The following is a 19,389-nucleotide window of genomic DNA, read 5'->3' as shown; positions in this document are numbered from 1 at the left end:
ATCGAAGCCGAGCCCCAGATAATGTCCGGCGTCCGCTAGAGCATGATCCGGACCCGAAGGGCCGCGCTAGCGCAAAGTGCGACGCGGTTTTCCGGAAAGATCATGTTCAAACGATAGCCTGAAGCGCGATATGTTCGCGCTTTAGTAGCCCGGCCGCGGGCATGACGGCGCAATAGGCGGCGGGAGAAAGTCCAAGATGGCCTCTGCAGCGGAACAACTGGCAGCCAATCTCAATTTCGGTGCGTTTGCCAAGGCTGACGAACTGAAGAAGCGCATCTGGTTCACCCTGGGTGCGCTGCTCGTTTATCGGCTCGGGACCTACATCCCGCTCCCCGGCATCGATCCCAATATCTGGGAGCAGGTGTTCCGCTCCCAGGCGGGGGGCATCCTCGGCATGTTCAACATGTTCGCCGGCGGCGGCATCCACCGCATGGCGATCTTCGCGCTGAACATCATGCCGTATATCTCGGCCTCGATCATCATCCAGCTCCTCACCACCGTCTCGCCGCAACTCGAGGCGCTGAAGAAGGAAGGCGAGTCCGGCCGCAAGCTGCTGAACCAGTACACCCGCTATCTCACGGTGATCCTGGCCGCGTTCCAGTCCTACGGCATCGCCGTGGGCCTCGAGGGCGCCGGCAACGTCGTCAGCGACCCCGGCATGTTCTTCCGCCTGTCCACCGCGATCACGCTGACCGGCGGCACCATGTTCCTGATGTGGCTGGGTGAGCAGATCACCTCGCGCGGCATCGGCAACGGCATCTCGCTGATCATTCTCGCCGGCATCGTCGCCGAGCTGCCCGCTGCGCTCGCCAACATGCTCGAGCTCGGCCGTCAGGGCGCGATGTCGACCGGCCTCATCCTGGTCGTCATCATCATGGCCGTCGCCGTGATCGCCTTCATCGTGTTCATGGAGCGCGCGCAGCGCCGCCTCCTGATCCAGTATCCGAAGCGCCAGGTCGGCAACAAGATGTTCGAGGGCCAGTCCTCGCATCTGCCGCTCAAGCTGAACACGTCAGGCGTGATCCCGCCGATCTTCGCGTCCTCGCTGCTGCTGCTGCCGACCACGGTCGCGAACTTCAACGCGGGCAGTGGGCCGGAATGGTTCCAGTGGATCACCACCCAGCTCGGCCACGGCCGTCCGCTGTTCCTGATCATGTATCTGGCGCTGATCGTGTTCTTCGCCTTCTTCTACACCGCGATCGTGTTCAACCCGACCGAGACCGCGGACAATCTGAAGAAGCACGGTGGCTTCATTCCGGGCATTCGTCCCGGCGAGCGCACCGCGGAATATATCGACTACGTGCTCTCGCGCATCACCGTGCTGGGCGCGATTTATCTCGCGATCGTCTGCTTGATCCCGGAGATCCTGATCTCCTACGCCTCGGTGCCGTTCTACTTCGGCGGCACCTCGCTGCTGATCGTCGTCAGCGTCACCATGGATACGGTGGCACAGGTGCAGGGCTATCTGCTGGCGCACCAGTATGAAGGCCTGATCCGCAAGTCGAAGCTGCGCGGCCGCCGCAGGTAAGCCCGCCCGCAAATGACCATCGAGCTCGCGCGCCGCATCGCCATCACGATCGGCGCGCTTCTCGTTTTCAGGCTGGGCACGCAGATCCCGATTCCCGGGGTTGATGTCTTCGACGTCTCGCCGACGCTGGATCTCGTCTCCCGGCTCTCGATCTTTGCGCTGGGCCTCATTCCTTATCTGACGGCAGCAATCCTGATCCGGCTGCTGTCTGTGGTGTGGCGTCGCCTGAATTCCCTCGAGCGGTCAGGCGAGCGCGGACGGCGCAAGATTGCGCGTGCCACGCTTGGCCTGACGCTCGGACTTACGGCCTTTCAAGCCTACGGCTTCGCCTCGGCGCTGACGTCGATCCCGGGCCTCGTCAGGAATCCCGACGGCTGGTTCGTGATGACGGCCTCGGCCTCATTGGTCGGCGGCGTCTTCATGCTGGTCTGGCTGAGCGAGCAGATCACACGCCACGGCATCGGGAACGGCCTGGCGCTGATCCTGAGCGCCGGTTTTCTGGTCGCGATTCCGCAAAACATCGCCGGCATCATGGATGCTTTCCGGCAAGGCATGATCTCGGGTAACCTCGTCCTCGGCCATGCCGTGTTCTGGGTCGTGGCCGTTGTCGTGATCGTGCTCGTCGAAGGTGCGCGGCGAAATATCCAGGTCCGGTTTGCCGCACGCAACGTCGGCTCGCGGCAACTGCCGGCACGGGACGCGACGCTGTCGATCAAGCTCAACAACGCCGGGTTTTTGCTTCCGGCCACCGTGGCGCCCTGGATTTTCTTTCTGCCGCTTGCCTTTGCCGGCTTCGTCCTGGGCAGCGATCATCCGCTGGTCGCGGCGGCCTATCAGCATCTTCAGCTGGGCCAGCCGCTGCACATGATCCTGGTGTCGATCGCCGTGTTCGCGCTCGCCTTCATCTACACGGCCTATGTCGTCGATCCCGAGTACACGGCGAAATCCCTGGCGCAGCGTGACGGTATCATTCCCGGGGTCGCGCCCGGCGAGGCGACCGCTGCCCATCTCGATCGCGTCGTGTCATTGACGACGGTCGTCGGAGCCGTCTACCTGACTGCGTTGCAGTTGATTCCGGAGGTGTTCGAGCTTTACGGGATCGGACTGCCTTATAGTATGGTCGTCAATGGTGGTGCGGCGGTGGTAGTGGTTTGCACTGCTCTTGATATCAAAACACAGGTGCGCGACGTATCGCTCACCAATCCGGGGGGCGTACGCCGATGAGAATTATACTTCTGGGACCGCCGGGGTCGGGCAAGGGGACCCAGGCGCAGCTCTTGGTGCAGCGCTATGGCATCGTCCAGCTCTCGACCGGGGAGATGCTGCGTGCGGCGGTTGCGGCGGGAACGCCGGTCGGGCTGAAGGCCAAGGAGATCATGGCCAGCGGTGCTCTCGTGCCCGACGAGGTCGTGGTCGGAATCATCTCCGACCGGATCGACCAGCCGGACGCCCGCAACGGCTTCATCCTCGATGGTTTCCCACGCACCGTGCCGCAAGCCGAGGCGCTGGACGATCTGCTCAAGCAGAAGCACCTCAAGCTCGATGCCGTGATCGAGCTCCGCGTCAACGAGAGCGCGCTGCTGCACCGTGTCGAGACCCGCGTCGCCCAGATGCGTGAGCGAGGGGAGGAGGTCCGACTCGACGACACCCCGGAGGTCCTGACCAAGCGGTTGGCCAACTACCGCAACCAGACGGAACCGCTGATTCACTACTATTCCGAGCGGCGGAAGCTCTCGACCATCGACGGTATGATGGCCATCGACGAGGTCACCCGCGCCATCCATCGCCAGCTCCTGGCGCTGGGGGCGGTCGAGCCCGCTACCCGCGCCAAGAGCGTAGCCAAGGCGGCGCCGGCCAAAAAGGCGAGGGCGGCCAAGGCAGCGACCCCAAAGGCCGCCAAAAAGCCGGCGAAAACGGCCAAAAAGCCCGCCAAATCGACGAAAAAGGCCGCCAAGGCGGTGAAGGGCCCGAAGGCAGCCAAGAAGACTGTCAAGAAGGCCGGCAAGAAAGCCGGTAAGAAAGCCGGTAAGAAAGCAGCGAAAAAGGCCACCAAAAAGACCGCCAGGAAGGCGGTCAAAAAGGGTGCCAGGAAGGCTGCAAAAAAGGTCACGAAAAAGCGAGCCAAACGCTAGCAGCGGTTGACGAAAGCCCCCGGAATCCCCTAATAAGCCCCGCATCCAAGTCGGATAGTTTCAGACGATGCCGGGCCCCAGGAAGACCGGGGGTGGGCGTCGTGTTCGCGTTTGTGAACACCTGCCCGAGAAACATAAGCACTTAAGCCCGGTCCTGACGAGGATCGGCGACAGGAGAGAAGGCCGTGGCCCGTATTGCCGGCGTGAACATTCCCACCAACAAGCGCGTGCTGATCGCGCTCCAGTACATCCATGGCATCGGTCAGAAGATCGCCGGTGAGATCCTGGAGAAAGTGAAGATCCCCGTGGATCGTCGCGTCAATCAGCTCAGCGACGCTGAAGTGCTCCAGATCCGCGAAGTGATCGACCGCGACTATCTCGTCGAGGGCGACCTGCGCCGCGAAGTCGGCATCAACATCAAGCGTCTGATGGACCTCGGCTGCTATCGCGGCCTGCGTCATCGTCGCGGTCTGCCGGTGCGCGGCCAGCGCACCCACACCAATGCGCGCACGCGCAAGGGTCCGGCGAAGGCCATCGCTGGCAAGAAGAAGTAAGTTTTCGAATCTAACCACGGCGTGCGGCGAACAGGGGATGACCCGTTCGCTGCGCGCTTTTCGTTCCACAGGTGTAGCCGCTGGCATTACGGCGGCGTTTGAGATCTTCAGGAAAGGTACTCTATGGGCAAGGAAGCCACCCGCGTTCGTCGTCGTGAGCGCAAGAACATCGCCTCCGGCGTCGCGCATGTGAACTCGTCGTTCAACAATACGACCATCACCATCACCGACGCGCAGGGCAACACGATTGCCTGGTCCTCGGCCGGCACGATGGGCTTCAAGGGCTCGCGCAAGTCGACCCCGTACGCCGCGCAGGTTGCCGCCGAGGACGTGTCCAAGAAGGCGCAAGAGCACGGCATGCGCACGCTGGAAGTCGAAGTTGCCGGTCCCGGTTCGGGCCGCGAATCGGCGCTCCGCGCGCTTCAGGCCGCAGGCTTCACCGTCACCTCGATCCGCGACGTGACCACGATCCCGCACAACGGTTGCCGTCCGCGCAAGCGTCGTCGCGTTTGATTTCGACCGGTTGCGGGCGCATTGGCGCCCGCAATGACTTTTCTAAGAAGCCGCGGGAATGATCTGCGGCCTTTCTCCAACGCCAGTATTTGAACTTTCAAATGGACTGGCCTGTATGGGTGAAACAGTGACGATCCAGAAAAATTGGCAAGAACTGATTCGACCGAACAAGCTCCAGGTCACGCCCGGCAGCGATTCGAACCGTTTCGCAACCATCGTCGCCGAGCCGCTCGAGCGCGGCTTCGGCCAGACCCTCGGCAACGCGCTGCGCCGCATCCTGCTCTCCTCGCTCCAGGGCGCGGCAGTGCAGTCGGTGCACATCGACGGCGTGCTGCACGAGTTCTCCTCGATCGCGGGCGTCCGTGAGGACGTCACCGACATCGTGCTCAACATCAAGGACATCTCGATCAAGATGCAGGGCGAAGGCCCCAAGCGCATGGTCGTGAAGAAGTCCGGCCCGGGCGTCGTCACCGCCGGCGACATCCAGACCGTCGGGGACGTCGTGGTGCTCAATCCGGACCTGCAGATCTGCACCCTCGACGAGGGCGCCGAGATCCGCATGGAGTTCACCGTCGCCACCGGCAAGGGGTACGTGCCCGCCGAGCGCAACCGTCCCGAGGATGCGCCGATCGGCCTGATCCCGGTCGACAGCCTGTACTCGCCGGTCCGCAAGGTCTCCTACAAGGTCGAGAACACCCGCGAGGGCCAGATCCTCGACTACGACAAGCTGACCATGACGATCGAGACCAACGGCGCGATCTCGCCGGATGATTCGGTGGCTTACGCCGCCCGCATCCTGCAGGATCAGCTCAACGTGTTCGTCAACTTCGAAGAGCCGCGCAAGGAAGTCGCCCAGGAGATCATCCCGGACCTCGCCTTCAACCCGGCCTTCCTCAAGAAGGTGGACGAACTCGAGCTGTCGGTGCGTTCGGCCAACTGCTTGAAGAACGACAACATCGTCTACATCGGCGACCTCGTGCAGAAGAGCGAAGCGGAAATGCTCCGCACCCCGAACTTCGGCCGCAAGTCGCTGAACGAGATCAAGGAAGTGCTGGCCCAGATGGGTCTGCATCTCGGCATGGAAGTGCCGGGTTGGCCGCCGGAGAACATCGACGAGCTCGCCAAGCGCTTCGAGGATCACTACTGATCTGAATTCACCGTCGCGGCCGGATATCTCCGGCCGCGATTTTTATGGGCGAACGCAGGCAGCCCACCTGAGCAACATGTCCGACGAACCGTCGCGGCAGTATCGAACGAAGGAATAGTCACATGCGTCACGGCAAGGTTCATCGGAAGCTCAACCGCACTGCCGAGCATCGCCGCGCGATGTTCGCCAACATGTGCGCCGCGCTGATCAAGCACGAGCAGATCGTCACCACGCTGCCCAAGGCCAAGGAGCTTCGTCCGATCGTCGAGAAGCTCGTCACCCTCGGCAAGAAGGGCGGCCTCTCGATGCGCCGCCAGGCGATCTCCGAAATGCGCGACAAGGATCAGGTCAAGAAGCTGTTCGACGTCCTGGCGCCCCGCTACAAGGACCGCCAGGGCGGCTATACCCGCATCATCAAGGCCGGCTTCCGCTACGGCGACAACGCCGCGATGGCCGTGATCGAGTTCGTCGATCGCGACGTCGATGCCAAGGGCCAGGATTCCGGTCCGGTGCAGGAAAAGGAAGCCGAGGCGGCGTAAGCCGACCGGCTTTGAGGTTTTCGAAAGCGGCGCCCCTGGGCGCCGCTTTTTTGTATGGCGCGGCCATTTCTCAAGCTGCGCATCGTCTGATGAACGCGATGCCGGTCGGGGGCTTTCGATGAGGATGGTGTTGGGGATCGTGCTGGCGCTCGCGATGGCGCCGGCCTCCAGCGAGACGCTGGTCGAGCGCGGCGCCTATCTCGTCGGCAGTGTGATGGTCTGCCATAACTGCCACACGCCGCGCGGGCCGCAGGGCCCCGATCTCTCGCGTGCGCTCTCGGGCGGCAGCCAGGTCTTCGACGAGCCTCGGTTCAAGGTCTCCGGCTCCAACATCACGCCGGACAAGGACACCGGGATCGGCGGCTGGAGCGATGCCGAGCTGAAGCGGTTTCTGGTCAGCGGCAAGCGGCCCGATGGCACCAGGGTGGCGCCGATCATGCCGACGGCGTTCTACGACGTGCTGACGGCGCGCGATCTCGACGCGCTCACGGCGTATCTGCGCTCGGTGCCGGCGGTGCGCCACGAGGTGCCGGCGCCGGAATACAGGATGGCGTCGAAGCCGGAGACACCGACCTATGCCGGCAAGCAGGCGAGCGAGGCCGAACTGGGCGACCCGCTGGCGCGCGGCCGATACCTGCTGACCATTGCCCATTGCCTGGAGTGCCACACGCCGGAGGGACCGTCCGCCGTGCACGATTTCGCCGGCGCGAGCGGTAAGGGCGGCCGCACCTTCAAAGGACCGTGGGGCGAGTCCGTCTCCGCCAACATCACCTCCGATCCCGCCGCCGGCCTTGGCCGGTGGAGCGACGAGGAAATCAAACGTGCGATTACGCAAGGCATCGCGCGCGACGGACACAAGCTCAAGCCGCCGATGGCCTATGCTGCCTATGCCGGCATGACGGCGCAGGATCTCGATTCCATCGTCGCCTTTCTCAGAACACTGCCGCCGCGGAGTTAACTCCTCACGCGTCGGTGAGGGACGATTGAAGCTGCTTATGCAGCGCACGATATCTCCGTCAGCGTCAATGGAGATGATTCATGAAGATCGACCTTTCCGGAAAAACCGCTCTCGTTACCGGCTCGACTGCCGGCATCGGCCATGCCATCGCCAAAGGCCTGGCGGCGTCCGGCGCCAGCGTCGTGATCAACGGCCGCGGTCAGGACAAGGTCGATGCGGCCGTGCGCAAGCTGGCAGGGACGGGTGGCAAGGTCCGCGGCGTCGCCGCCGACGTCTCGACCGCCGCGGGCTGCAAGGCGCTGGTCGCGGCGCTGCCAAGCGTCGACATCCTCATCAACAATGCCGGCATCTTCGAGCCCAAGGACTTCTTCGAGATTCCGGACGAGGACTGGAGCCGCTTCTTCGAGGTCAACGTGATGAGCGGCGTGAGGCTGTCGCGGGCCTACATGAAGGGCATGATCGAGCGCAATTGGGGCCGCATCGTCTTCATCTCATCGGAGTCCGGGCTCAACATTCCCGTCGAGATGATCCACTACGGCATGAGCAAGACGGCCCAGCTCTCGGTGGCGCGGGGTCTCGCGCAGCTCACCCGCGGCACCGGCGTCACCGTCAATTCCGTGCTGCCGGGCCCGACCATGTCGGAAGGCGTCGAGACCTTCGTGAAGGATCTCGCGAAACAGAACGGCCAGTCCGTGGACGAGGCCGCCGCCAATTTCGTCAAGCAGCATCGCCCGAGCTCCCTGATCCAGCGTTTTGCCAGCGTCGACGAGATCGCCAACATGGTGGTCTATGTCGCCTCGAAGGAAGCCTCCGCCACCAACGGCGCGGCGTTGCGGGCGGAAGGCGGCATCGTCAATACGATCGCCTGAGGTCGCTCATGGCTGCCTACGTGATTTCCGAGGTCGAGATGCGGGATCAGGCCGCAATGGAGGCCTATCGCGCGCTCGCGGCGCAGACCATCGCTCAATATGGCGGCCGCTATCTCGCGCGCGGTGGCGCCACCGAATTGGTGGAGGGCGGCCCGCCGGCGAAAACCATCATCATGGTGGAGTTTCCCTCGATGGCTCGCGCGCGGGAATGGTACGCTTCGCCCGAGTATGCCGAAGCGCTCAAGCTGCGGGAGACCGCATTGGAGCGGCGACTCATGTTCGTGGAGGGTGTGGTTCCAGCCTAGCTGATCTGCCCACTTGTCGCTTCATTTCGGAGCACAAGGCGCTTAAACGGCGTTTATGCTCTGGTCCCTGTCTACGCGCCACAAACGTCTGTTCAGGCTGACTTCCGCGCGATGGCAGCGGCAGGCGATCTTCCTGCTCGGTGGCATCGGGGTTGGCGCAGCGGCGGTGGGGCTGGCGCAGCTTGCCGATCTAGCTCAGCAAGCTTTCGTGCTGCTGCTGGCGAAGTCGCGCTACGCCGTGCTGGCGGTGACCCCGCTCGGCTTCATGCTGTCGGCCTATCTGACCATCCGGCTGTTTCCCAACGCGCAGGGCAGCGGCATTCCACAGGCGATCGCCGCACGCCATCTGACCGATCAGAGGGCACGCGAGAGTCTGGTCTCGATTCGGATTGCGGTCGGAAAAGTGATCCTCACTCTGTTCGGTCTGCTGTGTGGCGCCTCCGTCGGCCGGGAAGGGCCCACGGTTCAGGTCGGTGCGTCCATCATGTTCGCGCTCGGCCGCGTCTCGCCGCGCCGCCAGCCGGGCTTGATCCTGGCCGGCGCCGCAGCAGGCGTCGCCGCAGCGTTCAACACGCCGCTGGCCGGCATCGTTTTCGGCATTGAAGAGATGAGCCGCGCGTTTGAGACCCGCACCTCCAGCCTGATCATTGCGGCCGTGATCGCGGCTGGTCTGACCTCGCTGGCTCTGGCGGGCAATTACGCGTATTTCGGCAGCAGCACGATGTCGCTGGCGCCTGGCACGGACTGGCTGGCCGTTCCGCTCTGTGGCGTGGTCGGCGGCCTCGCGGGCGGCATCTTCAGCCGCATCGTCATCGCGATGGCGCGCGGGTTCAAGAATCCGCTCGGACGCGCGATCAAAGGGCATCCGCTCTGGTTCGCATTCGCGTGCGGCATCGCTGTCGCGATCTGCGGCCTGGTGTCCGGCGACACGATCTACGGCACCGGCTATGAGCAGGTGAAGACGGCGCTGGAGCATGGCTCGTCATTGCCGCAGGATTTCGGCGTGCTCAAGCTCCTCGCGACGACCTTTGCCGCGATCAGCGGCATACCGGGCGGCATTTTCTCGCCGTCGCTGGCCGTCGGTGCCGGTATCGGCAGCAACATCGCCTCGCTCTTCCACGACGCGCCGCTCGGCGCGATCATGCTGCTCGGCATGGTCTCGTACTTTGCCGGCGTGGTGCAGGCGCCGATCACGGCGTTCGTGATCGTGACCGAGATGACGGACAATCACGGCATGGTCGTGCCGTTGATGGCGGCCGCGCTGATTGCGCACGTGACCTCGCGGATGATCTGCGAGGAAGGCATCTATCACGCACTGGCAAAGGGCTTTGTCGAGCGGACGGCGCGTCCGCCTGAAGCGAAGGCGCCGCACGCTTCGCGCTAAAGCCTACCACCCCTCCAGCACGATCTTGCCGCGCGACTTGCCGCTCTCGAGCAGCGCGTGCGCGCGCTTGAGGTTGGCGGCGTTGATCGTGCCGAAGGTCTGGTCGAGCGTGGTGCGCAATACGCCCTTGTCGATGAGGTCGGCGACGTCGTTCAACAGATGATGCTGCGCGATCATGTCCGCCGTCTGGAACGAGGACCGCGTGAACATCGATTCCCAGTGGACCGAGATCGCCTTGCCCTTGAAGGTGCTCATGGTGAACTCCGGGGGATCGTCGATCAGGCCGAACTTGCCCTGCGGCGCCATGAAGTCGGCGATCGCCTTGTAGTGCTGATCGGTGAAGGTGAGGCTCGCCACCAGCGCGACCGGAGGAAGCTTCAGCTTCTCGATCTGCTCCTTCATCGGCTTGCCGTGGTCGATCACCGCATGCGCGCCGAGATCGAGACACCATTTCTGCGAGTCCGGCCGCGTCGCGGTCGCAACCACCGTGAGACCAGTGAGGCGGCGGGCAAGCTGGATCAGGATCGAGCCGACGCCGCCGGCGCCGCCCGTGATCAGCAGCGTGCGTGGGTCGACGCTCTTGCCGGGTACCGCGCCGAGCCGGTCGAACAGCAGCTCCCATGCGGTGATGGAGGTGAGGGGAAGCGCGGCGGCCTGCGCGAAGGACAGGCTCTTCGGCTTGAGGCCTGTGATGCGCTCGTCGACCAGATGGAATTCGGCGTTGGTGCCCTGGCGCAGGATCGAGCCGGCATAAAACACCTCGTCGCCCGGCTTGAACAGCGTGACCTCGGGCCCGACCGCATCGACCACGCCGGCCGCGTCGTAGCCCAGGATCTTGGTCTCGCCCTCTGGCGGAGCAGCGCGCTTGCGCACCTTGTAGTCGACCGGATTGGCCGAGATCGCCTTCACGGCGACGCGGATGTCGCGTCCCTTGGGCTCGGGTTTTGCGGTCTCGAAATCGATCAGCGAATCCGCGTCCTCGATCGGAAGCGATTTCTTGTAGCCGACGGCCTTCATGGCTTGTCTCCATCAGATGGCGCAAGGCTTTGGCATGGGCGCCTGACCTGCTAACTGTCCCGCTAGCTCCGATTTGGCAAGTACTGTAAATTCGGGGATATAGTCCCTGTTTGTATACTATTGGGAAAACACGCATGAAACGGCGCGATTTTGCCCGGCGCCCGGGCTGCTCGGTCGAGGCGACGCTGGACCTGATCGACGGCAAGTGGAAGGGCGTGATCCTCTATCACCTGCAGAGCGGCACCCAGCGCTTCGGCGAGCTGCGCCGCCGGATGCCCGGCATCACCCAACGCATGCTGACAAAACAGCTTCGTGCGCTGGAGGAGGATAAGCTCGTCATCCGCAAGGTCTATGCCGAGGTGCCACCGCGGGTGGAGTATTGTCTCTCCGAGCTCGGCGAGAGCCTCAAGCCGGTGATCGACATCCTGAAGGCCTGGGGCGAGAGTCACCAGCAGCGGCTGTCCTGCGCGCCGCCGCCGGTGGTGGTGAGGAAGCCGAAGCGCGCGGCGTAATTCCAGCATTGGTCCCGGGCTCGCGCTTGCGCGCGCCCGGGGATGACGGGAGATGTTAGAACGCGAACTGCGTCCGCATCGCGACCGCGTCGAACTTCGAGCCGACATTGGCGGTCGAGACCGGTGAAGCCTGCCGCGACACCGTGCCATGCAGATAGTCGAGCATGAAGCGGACGTTGCCGTTGACGTACCAGTTGAGCGCTGCGGTGTAGACGGTCTGCCGCCCGCCGGCGATCCCGGTCGCTGTGCCCAGCTGATTGTTGAGGTCGACCGTCGAGAACCGTCCCGCGATTTCCCACGCGCCCCAGCCGCCGCCTTCGAGCGAAAACGGGTGCGCCGGCTTGACGCCGCCATAGGCCGCGTTCGCGGCGTTGTAGCTGCGGCCTTCGCCTGTCAGCACGTAGCCGGCCTGCGCATAGCCGCCCTGGAATTTCAGGCTGGGTGCGCCGACCAGCGGGACGCCGGTGTTGGCGGTTCGGTCGATATTGTACCAGAAGTACTCGCCCTGAACGATGAACGGACCATAGGTCGCCGCCGCTTCGACGCTGTAGACCTGCGCGCCCGAGGCATTGGCGATCGCGCCGGTCGAGATCAGCGTGGTCGGATCGAGACGCAGTTCCGGGCGATCGCTGAGCGTGACGGTTTGCGTGTTGGCGATGAGGTTGCGCGGCGGCTGGATCAGCCACTGGGCGTCGGCGCCGATATGCACCGAATAGTCCTTGCCGCTGATGGGGTTGCCGGCAACGCGCGCGACGGCGCCATATTGCTCGCTGGTGCCCGCCGGCGCCGCGCTCGAAGCCGAGTGGATCGCCCCGGTCGACGGCCCCGTGACATAGCCGCCGATCCAGAGCTGGTCGTTGTACCAGCGCGTACCGGCCGCGGAGCGGAAATCGCCGGCGGCGATATTGGTGGCGATGATACCGGCCGAGGCGCGCTCCATGAACATGATGTCGTTGGAGCTGGTGGCCTCGTCGAGCGTGTAGGGCAGGTCCATGATGCCGGCTTCGACCGCCATCTTGCCGCCGAACGGCTTCAAGCCGGTATAGCTGAGATAGGCGTTTTCGACGCCGGAGACGCCGCCGCCCGGCAGTGAGCCTGGCGCCGCGCCGCCAAAGCCGTCGGACGAGCCGCCGAAATCGTAGATGAGCGCGAAGTTCCAGTCGTTGAGAAACTTGCCGGTGACGCCGATGCGGGCGCGGCGCACGTTCTGGCCACTGTCGAGCTTCTGCGGCACGGTGGCGGCTGTGTTGGGACGATAGTCGTAGCCGCCGACATCGTAGTGCACGCGGCTGGTGATGGCGACGCAATTGGCCTGGTCGGCGGTGCAGATGGTGGGCCGGTTGTTCGGCATGGTCACGACCACGCCGGACGCCGGTGCCGGGCCCTTGACCGGGATCGCCGCGTTTGCGTTGGCCACCACCGCCTTCTCCTCCGAGCGCGCCTCAGCCTTCGCCTTCGCCTCCGCCTTTGCCTCGGCCTTGGCCTTCGCCGTCGCGGCCGTGTTCGCCGCGGTCTGGCTCTGGAGTTTGTCGAGCTTCTGCTCCAGCATCTTCAGCTGCTGCTTGAGCAGCGCGATCTCCTGCTCGCTGCTGTTTGCCGATTGAGCCCGGGCCTGCGAGGCCGCCAGCACGCCGGCGAGGCCCATCGCCGTGGCCGCGATCAATGTCCTGCTCACGTTCACACCTCCATCGTTTGACGAAACTTCCCCAAGTCGAACGCGGGAGAGCCTAGGTATGATCGATGACTGCCCCGCGACGCTGCGTCCCGTTGACCGGGTTCCCGATGATGCAAATTCGTCGCAACCGAATCCACTCGGCTCCACAATGCGGGATGATGCATTTGATGCCAATCGAGCCTTCCAGCGAATTGCCGATTCGCACGCCGAGCTTGCATTCCGGGCACACCGGCAAGGCGGCCGAATTGCCGCCCGGCGCCCTTCTATTGGCTGCCGAAAACGCCTATATTCCATCGTCTTTTCCGAGAGGTATGAATGTTTCGATCGACCTGGACCGCCGTCGTCACGGCGGTGTGCATAGCGCTTTCGTCCAACTTCAATCCGGCCGCGGCGCAGGACCGCCGGGTGCCGTCCTCGCCGGCCGAGCTGCGGCTGTCCTACGCGCCGATCGTGCAGCGGGTGCAGCCGGCCGTGGTCAACGTCTATGCCGCCAAGGTGGTGCAGAACCGCAACCCGCTGCTCGATGATCCGATCTTCCGCCGCTTCTTCGGTGTGCCGGGCCAGCAGCCCGAGCAGATGCAGCGCTCGCTCGGTTCCGGCGTCATCGTCGATGCCTCCGGCCTCGTCGTCACCAACGTGCACGTCATCGAGGGCGCGGACCAAGTGAAGGTGTCGCTGTCGGACAAGCGCGAGTTCGAGGCCGAGATCCTGCTGAAGGATTCCCGCACCGATCTCGCCGTCCTCCGTCTGAAGGACACCAAGGAGAAATTCCCGACGCTGGACTTCACCAATTCCGACGAGCTGCTGGTCGGCGACGTCGTGCTCGCGATCGGCAATCCCTTCGGCGTCGGCCAGACCGTGACCCACGGCATCATCTCGGCGCTCGCGCGCACGCAGGTCGGCATCACCGACTACCAGTTCTTCATCCAGACCGACGCGGCGATCAATCCCGGCAATTCCGGCGGTGCGCTGGTCGACATGAGCGGCAAGCTCGCCGGGATCAACACCGCGATCTATTCGCGCTCCGGCGGCTCGCAAGGCATCGGCTTTGCAATTCCCTCCAACATGGTTCGCGTCGTCGTCGCCTCTGCCAAGAGCGGCGGCAAGGCGGTGAAGCGTCCCTGGCTCGGGGCAAAATTGCAGGCGGTGACGCCCGAGATCGCCGAGAGTCTCGGTCTGCGCTCGCCAACCGGCGCGCTGGTCGCGAGCGTGGTGTCGAACGGCCCCGCGGCGAAGGCCGGCTTGAAATCCTCCGATCTCATCACTGGGATCGATGGCCAGACCGTGGATGATCCCAACGCGTTCGACTATCGCTTCGCCACCCGTCCGCTCGGCGGCACCGCGCAGATCGACGTGCAGCGCGGCGGCAAACCGCTCAAGCTGACGATCGCGCTGGAGACGGCGCCCGATACGGGCCGCAACGAGCTGGTCGTCACCGCGCGATCGCCGTTCCAGGGCGCGAAAGTCTCGACCATCACGCCTGCGGTCGCCGACGAGCTGCATCTTGATGCCGACACCGAAGGCGTCGTGATCACCGATCTCGGCGGCGACAGCGCAGCCGCGAATGTCGGCTTCCAGAAGGGCGATATCATCCTCGCGGTCAACAACGTGAAGATCAGCAAGACTGGCGACCTCGAAAAGGCGGCCGGTGAGCGCCCGCGAATCTGGCGCATCACGCTGGTGCGCGGCGGTCAGCAGATCAACGTCACGCTAGGCGGATGAGTCCGAAGCGGCCACAAACGCCAACTCTCTTTGCCGCGGCGGGGCTCGACCACGAGGCTCCGCATCCGCTGCCGGACCGGCTGCGCCCGCGCACGCTGTCGGAAGTCGTCGGCCAGGACCACATCCTCGGCCCCGATGGCGCGCTGACGCGCATGCTGGAGACGCGCACGCTGGGATCCCTGGTGTTCTGGGGACCGCCCGGCACCGGCAAGACCACGGTGGCGCGGCTGCTGGCGGATGCGACCGACCTGCATTTCGAGCAGATCTCCGCGGTGTTCTCCGGCGTTGCCGATCTGAAGAAGGCCTTCGATGCCGCCCGCGCACGCCGCGAGATGGGCAAGGGCACGCTGCTGTTCGTCGACGAGGTGCACAGGTTCAATCGCGCCCAGCAGGATTCGTTTCTGCCGGTGATGGAAGACGGCACGGTGGTGATGGTCGGCGCTACCACCGAGAACCCGTCCTTTGAGCTCAATGCGGCGTTGCTCTCTCGCGCGCGCGTGCTGGTGTTCCGCTCGCTCGATGCCGCCGCGATCGAAAAGCTGTTCACGCATGCCGAGGAGGTCGAGGGCCGCAAGCTGCCGCTCGATGACGAGGCGCGCGCGGTGCTGGTGCGCATGGCCGACGGCGATGGCCGCGCGTCGCTGACGCTCGCCGAAGAGGTCTGGCGCTCGGCGCGGGCGGACGAGATTTTCAACGCTGCGCAATTGCAGGACATCCTGCAGCGCCGCGCGCCGATCTACGACAAGTCGGCCGACGGCCATTACAATTTGATCTCGGCGCTGCATAAATCGGTGCGCGGCTCCGATCCCGATGCCGCGCTCTACTATCTCTGCCGCATGTTCGATGCTGGCGAGGATCCGCTGTTCCTGGCCCGCCGCGTCGTGCGCATGGCGGTGGAGGACATCGGGCTTGCCGATCCGCAGGCGCTCGTCATCGCCAACGCAGCGAAGGACGCCTTCGATTTCCTCGGCCATCCCGAAGGCGAACTCGCGATCGCCCAGGCCGTGGTCTATCTCGCCACCGCGCCGAAATCGAACGCGGTCTACACCGCCTTCAAGGCTGCGATGCAGACCGCAAAGCACGGCGGCTCGCTGCTGCCGCCAAAGCACATCCTGAATTCGCCGACCAAGCTGATGAAGTCGGAAGGCTACGGCGCGGCCTACGAATACGACCACGACGCCCCAGACGCCTTCTCCGGCCAGGACTACTTCCCGGAAGCCCTCGGCCGCCAGACCTTCTACGACCCGCCCGAACGCGGCTTCGAGCGCGAGATCCGCAAGCGGCTGGATTACTGGGCCAAGCTGCGCAAGGAGCGGGGCGGGAAGTAGGCATTCCTGGCGAATTTACTATTTACGTAACTCGTAAATCCTGCTAACGGATGCACATGATCGTCAGCTACCGCGACAAGCGTACGGAGCGATTTGCAGCTGGCCAGCACGTCAAGGAATTCTCGGGATTTGCCCGCCAGGCAGAGACTCGCCTCGATCGATTGGACGCGGCAACGAGCTTAGCCGACTTGGCGGCATTGCCCGGTAATCGGCTGGAGACCTTGAAGGGCGATCGTGTAGGACAATTCTCGATCCGAATCAACGATCAATGGCGGATCTGCTTCGTTTGGTCAGAGGGATCGCCAGGTCCAACCGATGTAGAGATCGTCGACTATCACTGAAGGAAGCTCATGCCCCGCACGCCCATTCATCCCGGCGAACAGCTCGCCGAAGAACTGCGCGAACTCGGCATCACGGCCGCGGAGCTGTCGCGTCAGATCGACGTGCCGGTCAATCGCATCACCGGCATCATCAACGGCCAGCGCGGTATCACCGCCGACACCGCGCTGCGCCTTGGTCATTGGTTTGGCACCAGCCCGCAATTCTGGATGAACCTGCAACAGCAATATGAGCTGCGGCTGGCGGAGAAGGAGGTCGGCGCGCAGGTTGCGTCGCTGCCCCGCCGCGCCAGCGCGCAGTCGACACGCAAGCTTGGAAAGACCGCATGAGCCGCCGCATCAAGAGAATGAATCCCAAGCCTCGCGATCGCGACGAGCGCAAGGAGGCGCGCCCGTTCAAGGCAGGGAGCGCGAAGAAGGCCGGGCCGCGCCCGGGCGGCAAACCCAGTGGTAAGCCCAGCAGCAAGCCGCCGCGCTTTGCGGGCGAGCGTGCCGAGCGGCGTCCGCCCAAAGCCAGGCTGGAGAAGGCTGAATTCGAAAGGACTGCGCCCGAAAAATCCGTTGAGCCGCTGCTGCCGACCAAGGTGCAGACCGTCAAGGTGAGCGCCGACGAGAACAACATGCGCGTCGACCGCTTCCTCGAAGCGCGTTTTCCCGGCCTGTCGTTCTCCCACATCCAGCGTGTCGTCCGAAAAGGCGAGCTGCGCGTCGACGGCAAACGCGTCGACAGCAAGGATCGTCTGGAGGAGGGGCAGAGCGTCCGCATTCCGCCGCTGAAGCTGGACGCGCCGAAGGTCGTCGGCGAGCTCTCGGAAGCCGCGCAGAAGACGCTCAAGGCGCTGAAGGAGATGACGATCTACGAGGACGACGACGTTCTCGTTCTGAACAAGCCCGCCGGCCTTGCGGTGCAGGGCGGCTCGGGCATGACGCGTCACATCGACCAGATGCTTGAGGTGATGCGCGATTCCAAGGGCCAGAAGCCGCGCCTCGTGCACCGCATCGACCGCGAGACGTCGGGCTGTCTGCTGATCGCCAAGACGCGCTTTGCCGCCTCGCATCTGACCGGCGCCTTCCGCTCGCGGTCGGCGCGAAAGACCTATTGGGCGCTGGTGCCGGGCCTGCCGAAGCCGAAACAGGGCCGCATCTCGACTTTCCTTGCCAAGGAGGAGACCGAGGACGACACCATCATGCGCATCGCCGAGCACGGCGACGAGGGCGCCAGCCATGCGGTGACGTATTACGCGGTGGTAGAAACCGCCGGCAACAAGCTGACCTGGGTGTCGCTCAAGCCGGTGACGGGCCGCACGCATCAGCTCCGCGCTCACATGGCCCATATCGGGCATCCCATCGTCGGCGATCCCAAATATTTCAACATCGAGAACTGGCAGCTGCCGGGCGGCCTGCAGAACCGGCTGCATCTGCTCGCGCGACGCATCGTCATCCCGCACCCGCGCGGCGGCGTGATCGACGCCACCGCGCCGCTGCCGCCGCACATGCAGCAGTCGTGGAATCTGCTCGGGCTCGATGCCAGCCGGTTCGACCCGATCGAGAACGCGCCGGAGGAGTAGGGGCTGGTGCGCCAAACACTCGGTGTCATCGCCCGCCTTGTGCGCAGTTGCGCACTGGGGCGGGCGATCCAGTATTCAAGAGGCCAACGTTTGAGGGCCCGCTCTCACGATGTCCGCCGCGGCGTACTGGATGCCCCGGTCAAGCCGGGGCATGACAGCGGTCACTAATTCCGAAACTGCTCCAGAAACATCCGCAGACTGTCATGCGGGCTCTCGACATCCGTGATCAACCAACCCTCCGGTCCGTTGACGACGATGAAGTTCAGCGTCACGGGCTTGCCGCGATTGTCGAAATTCGCCGCGACGTAGGTCTTGTCGTATTGCCTGCGAACGACAGCGATGGCGATCGGGCCGAGCTTCCAGCTCTGGCTTTGCACCAGGAAGTCGTAGGGCTCGGCCCGCGGCGCGGACCAGGCCTTGCGCAGGGCCGGATCGAAGAATTGCCGGGCGGTCGCCGTATCCCGCGGCAGTCCTTTGGACAGCGCCGGCGCGCCGTCGCCGTAATGGGCGTAGACGTTGCGGACCAATGATTCCGGGGTGCGAAAGCCGGCCTCCGCCGCGGCCAGCCAAAGCCCGGCGAACAGGGCCGCAATGCCCGCAAGTTCCCTCATGCCGCTGCTCGCTTTATCGGCCACGGATCTTATCTTAAAAGCCTAGCATCCAGCGACCGGGGCCGAAACGAAATGCGTGAACTGTTCGAAGAAGCGGGACAGACCCCATCCGATCCGCAAGGCGCGATCCGGCGGGCCGCGCGCCCGCCGCAGCGCAAGCGCTTTTACAAGGAGGCCGGTGTCACTGAGGCCGAGGGCGGCTTCGCCATCACCCTCGACGGCAAGCCGATCCGCACGCCCTCCGGCCGTCAGGTGGTGATGCCCTCACGCGCACTGGCTGATGCCGTGGCTGCGGAATGGGCGGCTCAGGGCGAGAGCATCGATCCCGTGAGCATGCCGCTGACGCGGATCGCCAACAGCGTCGTGGAGGGCGTCGTCGATCGCGTCGAGCTCGTCGCCGAGGACCTCGCAAAATATCTCGAGTCCGATTTGGTGTTCTATCGCGCCGGCCATCCGGAAGGGCTTGTCGCCCGCGAGGCCGCGCATTGGGATCCCGTGGTGTTCTGGGCCGCGGAGGCGCTTGGAGCGCATTTCATCCTGTCCGAGGGCGTCATGCATGTGAAGCAGCCGGATGAGGCGCTTCAGGCCGCGCGCGCCGCGCTGCCCGCCGATGCCTGGTCGGTCGCCGCGCTCCACGTGGTGACGACCCTGACCGGCTCGGCGCTGCTGGCCTTGGCATTGGCCCATGG

At 64.5% G+C, this 19,389-nt stretch carries 21 protein-coding genes; 18 read left to right on the top strand and 3 right to left on the bottom strand.

The genetic code is table 11. The annotated features are described in order from the left end of the window. Nucleotides 1–196 precede the first annotated feature (196 nt). The 11 genes from secY to SE92_RS07120 all read left to right on the top strand — a co-directional run bounded on the left by secY (nucleotide 197) and on the right by SE92_RS07120 (nucleotide 9,929). Complete coding sequence (gene secY, locus SE92_RS07170; RefSeq protein ID WP_028152980.1) at nucleotides 197–1,528, top strand: preprotein translocase subunit SecY; 1,332 nt, start codon at nucleotides 197–199, stop codon at nucleotides 1,526–1,528. Between the two features lie 12 nt (nucleotides 1,529–1,540). Further along, entirely contained in the window at nucleotides 1,541–2,752 is a 1,212-nt protein-coding gene (locus SE92_RS07165) for a preprotein translocase subunit SecY (protein WP_063195093.1), read from the top strand. Continuing rightward, nucleotides 2,749–3,660 carry an adenylate kinase gene (locus tag SE92_RS07160; RefSeq protein WP_063195092.1) on the top strand — a complete coding sequence of 304 codons (912 nt, stop codon included), beginning with the start codon at nucleotides 2,749–2,751 and terminating at the stop codon, nucleotides 3,658–3,660. Before SE92_RS07165 ends, SE92_RS07160 begins: the two co-directional genes overlap by 4 nt. Before the next feature lie 185 nt (nucleotides 3,661–3,845). Continuing rightward, nucleotides 3,846–4,214, top strand: coding sequence for a 30S ribosomal protein S13 (gene rpsM, locus SE92_RS07155; RefSeq protein ID WP_008549231.1), 369 nt, complete (start codon nucleotides 3,846–3,848; stop codon nucleotides 4,212–4,214). 123 nt (nucleotides 4,215–4,337) lie between these two features. Beyond that, nucleotides 4,338–4,727 (top strand): 30S ribosomal protein S11, encoded by a 390-nt coding sequence (rpsK, locus tag SE92_RS07150; protein ID WP_007603045.1) that lies wholly within the window; start codon nucleotides 4,338–4,340, stop codon nucleotides 4,725–4,727. 115 nt (nucleotides 4,728–4,842) lie between these two features. After that, nucleotides 4,843–5,874 carry a DNA-directed RNA polymerase subunit alpha gene (locus SE92_RS07145; protein ID WP_063195091.1) on the top strand — a complete coding sequence of 344 codons (1,032 nt, stop codon included), beginning with the start codon at nucleotides 4,843–4,845 and terminating at the stop codon, nucleotides 5,872–5,874. 122 nt (nucleotides 5,875–5,996) lie between these two features. After that, nucleotides 5,997–6,413 (top strand): 50S ribosomal protein L17, encoded by a 417-nt coding sequence (gene rplQ, locus SE92_RS07140; RefSeq protein WP_014494513.1) that lies wholly within the window; start codon nucleotides 5,997–5,999, stop codon nucleotides 6,411–6,413. A 118-nt stretch (nucleotides 6,414–6,531) separates the two neighbouring features. Further along, nucleotides 6,532–7,371, top strand: a complete 840-nt coding sequence (locus tag SE92_RS07135; RefSeq protein WP_063195090.1) for a c-type cytochrome — start codon at nucleotides 6,532–6,534, stop codon at nucleotides 7,369–7,371. An 80-nt stretch (nucleotides 7,372–7,451) separates the two neighbouring features. Then, a complete protein-coding gene (locus SE92_RS07130; protein WP_063195089.1) occupies nucleotides 7,452–8,240 on the top strand; it encodes an SDR family NAD(P)-dependent oxidoreductase in 789 nt (262 codons plus the stop codon). 8 nt (nucleotides 8,241–8,248) lie between these two features. Then, entirely contained in the window at nucleotides 8,249–8,545 is a 297-nt protein-coding gene (locus tag SE92_RS07125) for a DUF1330 domain-containing protein (protein WP_063195088.1), read from the top strand. Nucleotides 8,546–8,600: 55 nt separating this feature from the next. Then, complete coding sequence (locus SE92_RS07120) at nucleotides 8,601–9,929, top strand: chloride channel protein (RefSeq protein WP_063195087.1); 1,329 nt, start codon at nucleotides 8,601–8,603, stop codon at nucleotides 9,927–9,929. Between the two features lie 3 nt (nucleotides 9,930–9,932). Here SE92_RS07120 and SE92_RS07115 read toward each other — a convergent pair whose 3' ends face one another. Further along, a complete protein-coding gene (locus SE92_RS07115; protein WP_063195086.1) occupies nucleotides 9,933–10,946 on the bottom strand; it encodes a zinc-binding alcohol dehydrogenase family protein in 1,014 nt (337 codons plus the stop codon). 134 nt (nucleotides 10,947–11,080) lie between these two features. On the opposite strand from SE92_RS07115, the gene SE92_RS07110 reads away from it, so the two are divergent. Continuing rightward, nucleotides 11,081–11,458, top strand: a complete 378-nt coding sequence (locus SE92_RS07110) for a winged helix-turn-helix transcriptional regulator (RefSeq protein WP_063195085.1) — start codon at nucleotides 11,081–11,083, stop codon at nucleotides 11,456–11,458. Between the two features lie 55 nt (nucleotides 11,459–11,513). Here the strand turns inward: SE92_RS07110 and SE92_RS07105 are convergent, their stop codons facing one another. Further along, the gene (locus tag SE92_RS07105; protein ID WP_063203382.1) at nucleotides 11,514–13,133 is read right to left on the bottom strand and encodes an OprO/OprP family phosphate-selective porin; all 1,620 of its coding nucleotides are present in this window, start codon (nucleotides 13,131–13,133) and stop codon (nucleotides 11,514–11,516) included. 315 nt (nucleotides 13,134–13,448) lie between these two features. Between SE92_RS07105 and SE92_RS07100 the strand changes: the two genes are divergently transcribed. The 5 genes from SE92_RS07100 to SE92_RS07080 are packed head-to-tail and all read left to right on the top strand — an operon-like array spanning nucleotide 13,449 to nucleotide 18,089. Continuing rightward, nucleotides 13,449–14,855 (top strand): DegQ family serine endoprotease, encoded by a 1,407-nt coding sequence (locus tag SE92_RS07100; protein WP_063195084.1) that lies wholly within the window; start codon nucleotides 13,449–13,451, stop codon nucleotides 14,853–14,855. Then, complete coding sequence (locus tag SE92_RS07095; RefSeq protein WP_063195083.1) at nucleotides 14,852–16,183, top strand: replication-associated recombination protein A; 1,332 nt, start codon at nucleotides 14,852–14,854, stop codon at nucleotides 16,181–16,183. Before SE92_RS07100 ends, SE92_RS07095 begins: the two co-directional genes overlap by 4 nt. A gap of 56 nt (nucleotides 16,184–16,239) precedes the next feature. Beyond that, the gene (locus tag SE92_RS07090; protein ID WP_063203381.1) at nucleotides 16,240–16,524 is read left to right on the top strand and encodes a type II toxin-antitoxin system RelE/ParE family toxin; all 285 of its coding nucleotides are present in this window, start codon (nucleotides 16,240–16,242) and stop codon (nucleotides 16,522–16,524) included. A 9-nt stretch (nucleotides 16,525–16,533) separates the two neighbouring features. Continuing rightward, nucleotides 16,534–16,851 (top strand): HigA family addiction module antitoxin, encoded by a 318-nt coding sequence (locus tag SE92_RS07085; RefSeq protein WP_063195082.1) that lies wholly within the window; start codon nucleotides 16,534–16,536, stop codon nucleotides 16,849–16,851. Continuing rightward, a complete protein-coding gene (locus SE92_RS07080; RefSeq protein WP_063195081.1) occupies nucleotides 16,848–18,089 on the top strand; it encodes an RluA family pseudouridine synthase in 1,242 nt (413 codons plus the stop codon). The genes SE92_RS07085 and SE92_RS07080 overlap by 4 nt, the downstream gene beginning before the upstream one ends. 164 nt (nucleotides 18,090–18,253) lie before the next feature. Here SE92_RS07080 and SE92_RS07075 read toward each other — a convergent pair whose 3' ends face one another. Continuing rightward, nucleotides 18,254–18,700 (bottom strand): hypothetical protein, encoded by a 447-nt coding sequence (locus SE92_RS07075; protein ID WP_063195080.1) that lies wholly within the window; start codon nucleotides 18,698–18,700, stop codon nucleotides 18,254–18,256. 72 nt (nucleotides 18,701–18,772) lie between these two features. On the opposite strand from SE92_RS07075, the gene SE92_RS07070 reads away from it, so the two are divergent. Then, a partial coding sequence (locus SE92_RS07070) for an ATP12 family chaperone protein (protein ID WP_063203380.1) occupies nucleotides 18,773–19,389 on the top strand: 617 nt, incomplete at its 3' end.

It is taken from the genome of Bradyrhizobium sp. AT1, assembly GCF_001590795.1.
In the GTDB taxonomy this organism is placed as follows: domain Bacteria; phylum Pseudomonadota; class Alphaproteobacteria; order Rhizobiales; family Xanthobacteraceae; genus Bradyrhizobium.
The sequence above is the reverse complement of the archived record's forward strand: the minus strand, read 5'-3'. Positions and strand labels throughout refer to the sequence as shown.

Coding starts and splice junctions, on each gene's coding strand:
- secY (WP_028152980.1), top strand. CDS start 197: ATGGCCTCTGCAGCGGAACAACTGGCAGCCAATCTCAATTTCGGTGCG.
- SE92_RS07165 (WP_063195093.1), top strand. CDS start 1,541: ATGACCATCGAGCTCGCGCGCCGCATCGCCATCACGATCGGCGCGCTT.
- SE92_RS07160 (WP_063195092.1), top strand. CDS start 2,749: ATGAGAATTATACTTCTGGGACCGCCGGGGTCGGGCAAGGGGACCCAG.
- rpsK (WP_007603045.1), top strand. CDS start 4,338: ATGGGCAAGGAAGCCACCCGCGTTCGTCGTCGTGAGCGCAAGAACATC.
- SE92_RS07145 (WP_063195091.1), top strand. CDS start 4,843: ATGGGTGAAACAGTGACGATCCAGAAAAATTGGCAAGAACTGATTCGA.
- rplQ (WP_014494513.1), top strand. CDS start 5,997: ATGCGTCACGGCAAGGTTCATCGGAAGCTCAACCGCACTGCCGAGCAT.
- SE92_RS07135 (WP_063195090.1), top strand. CDS start 6,532: ATGAGGATGGTGTTGGGGATCGTGCTGGCGCTCGCGATGGCGCCGGCC.
- SE92_RS07130 (WP_063195089.1), top strand. CDS start 7,452: ATGAAGATCGACCTTTCCGGAAAAACCGCTCTCGTTACCGGCTCGACT.
- SE92_RS07125 (WP_063195088.1), top strand. CDS start 8,249: ATGGCTGCCTACGTGATTTCCGAGGTCGAGATGCGGGATCAGGCCGCA.
- SE92_RS07120 (WP_063195087.1), top strand. CDS start 8,601: ATGCTCTGGTCCCTGTCTACGCGCCACAAACGTCTGTTCAGGCTGACT.
- SE92_RS07115 (WP_063195086.1), bottom strand. CDS start 10,946: ATGAAGGCCGTCGGCTACAAGAAATCGCTTCCGATCGAGGACGCGGAT.
- SE92_RS07110 (WP_063195085.1), top strand. CDS start 11,081: ATGAAACGGCGCGATTTTGCCCGGCGCCCGGGCTGCTCGGTCGAGGCG.
- SE92_RS07100 (WP_063195084.1), top strand. CDS start 13,449: ATGTTTCGATCGACCTGGACCGCCGTCGTCACGGCGGTGTGCATAGCG.
- SE92_RS07095 (WP_063195083.1), top strand. CDS start 14,852: ATGAGTCCGAAGCGGCCACAAACGCCAACTCTCTTTGCCGCGGCGGGG.
- SE92_RS07090 (WP_063203381.1), top strand. CDS start 16,240: ATGATCGTCAGCTACCGCGACAAGCGTACGGAGCGATTTGCAGCTGGC.
- SE92_RS07085 (WP_063195082.1), top strand. CDS start 16,534: ATGCCCCGCACGCCCATTCATCCCGGCGAACAGCTCGCCGAAGAACTG.
- SE92_RS07080 (WP_063195081.1), top strand. CDS start 16,848: ATGAGCCGCCGCATCAAGAGAATGAATCCCAAGCCTCGCGATCGCGAC.
- SE92_RS07075 (WP_063195080.1), bottom strand. CDS start 18,700: ATGAGGGAACTTGCGGGCATTGCGGCCCTGTTCGCCGGGCTTTGGCTG.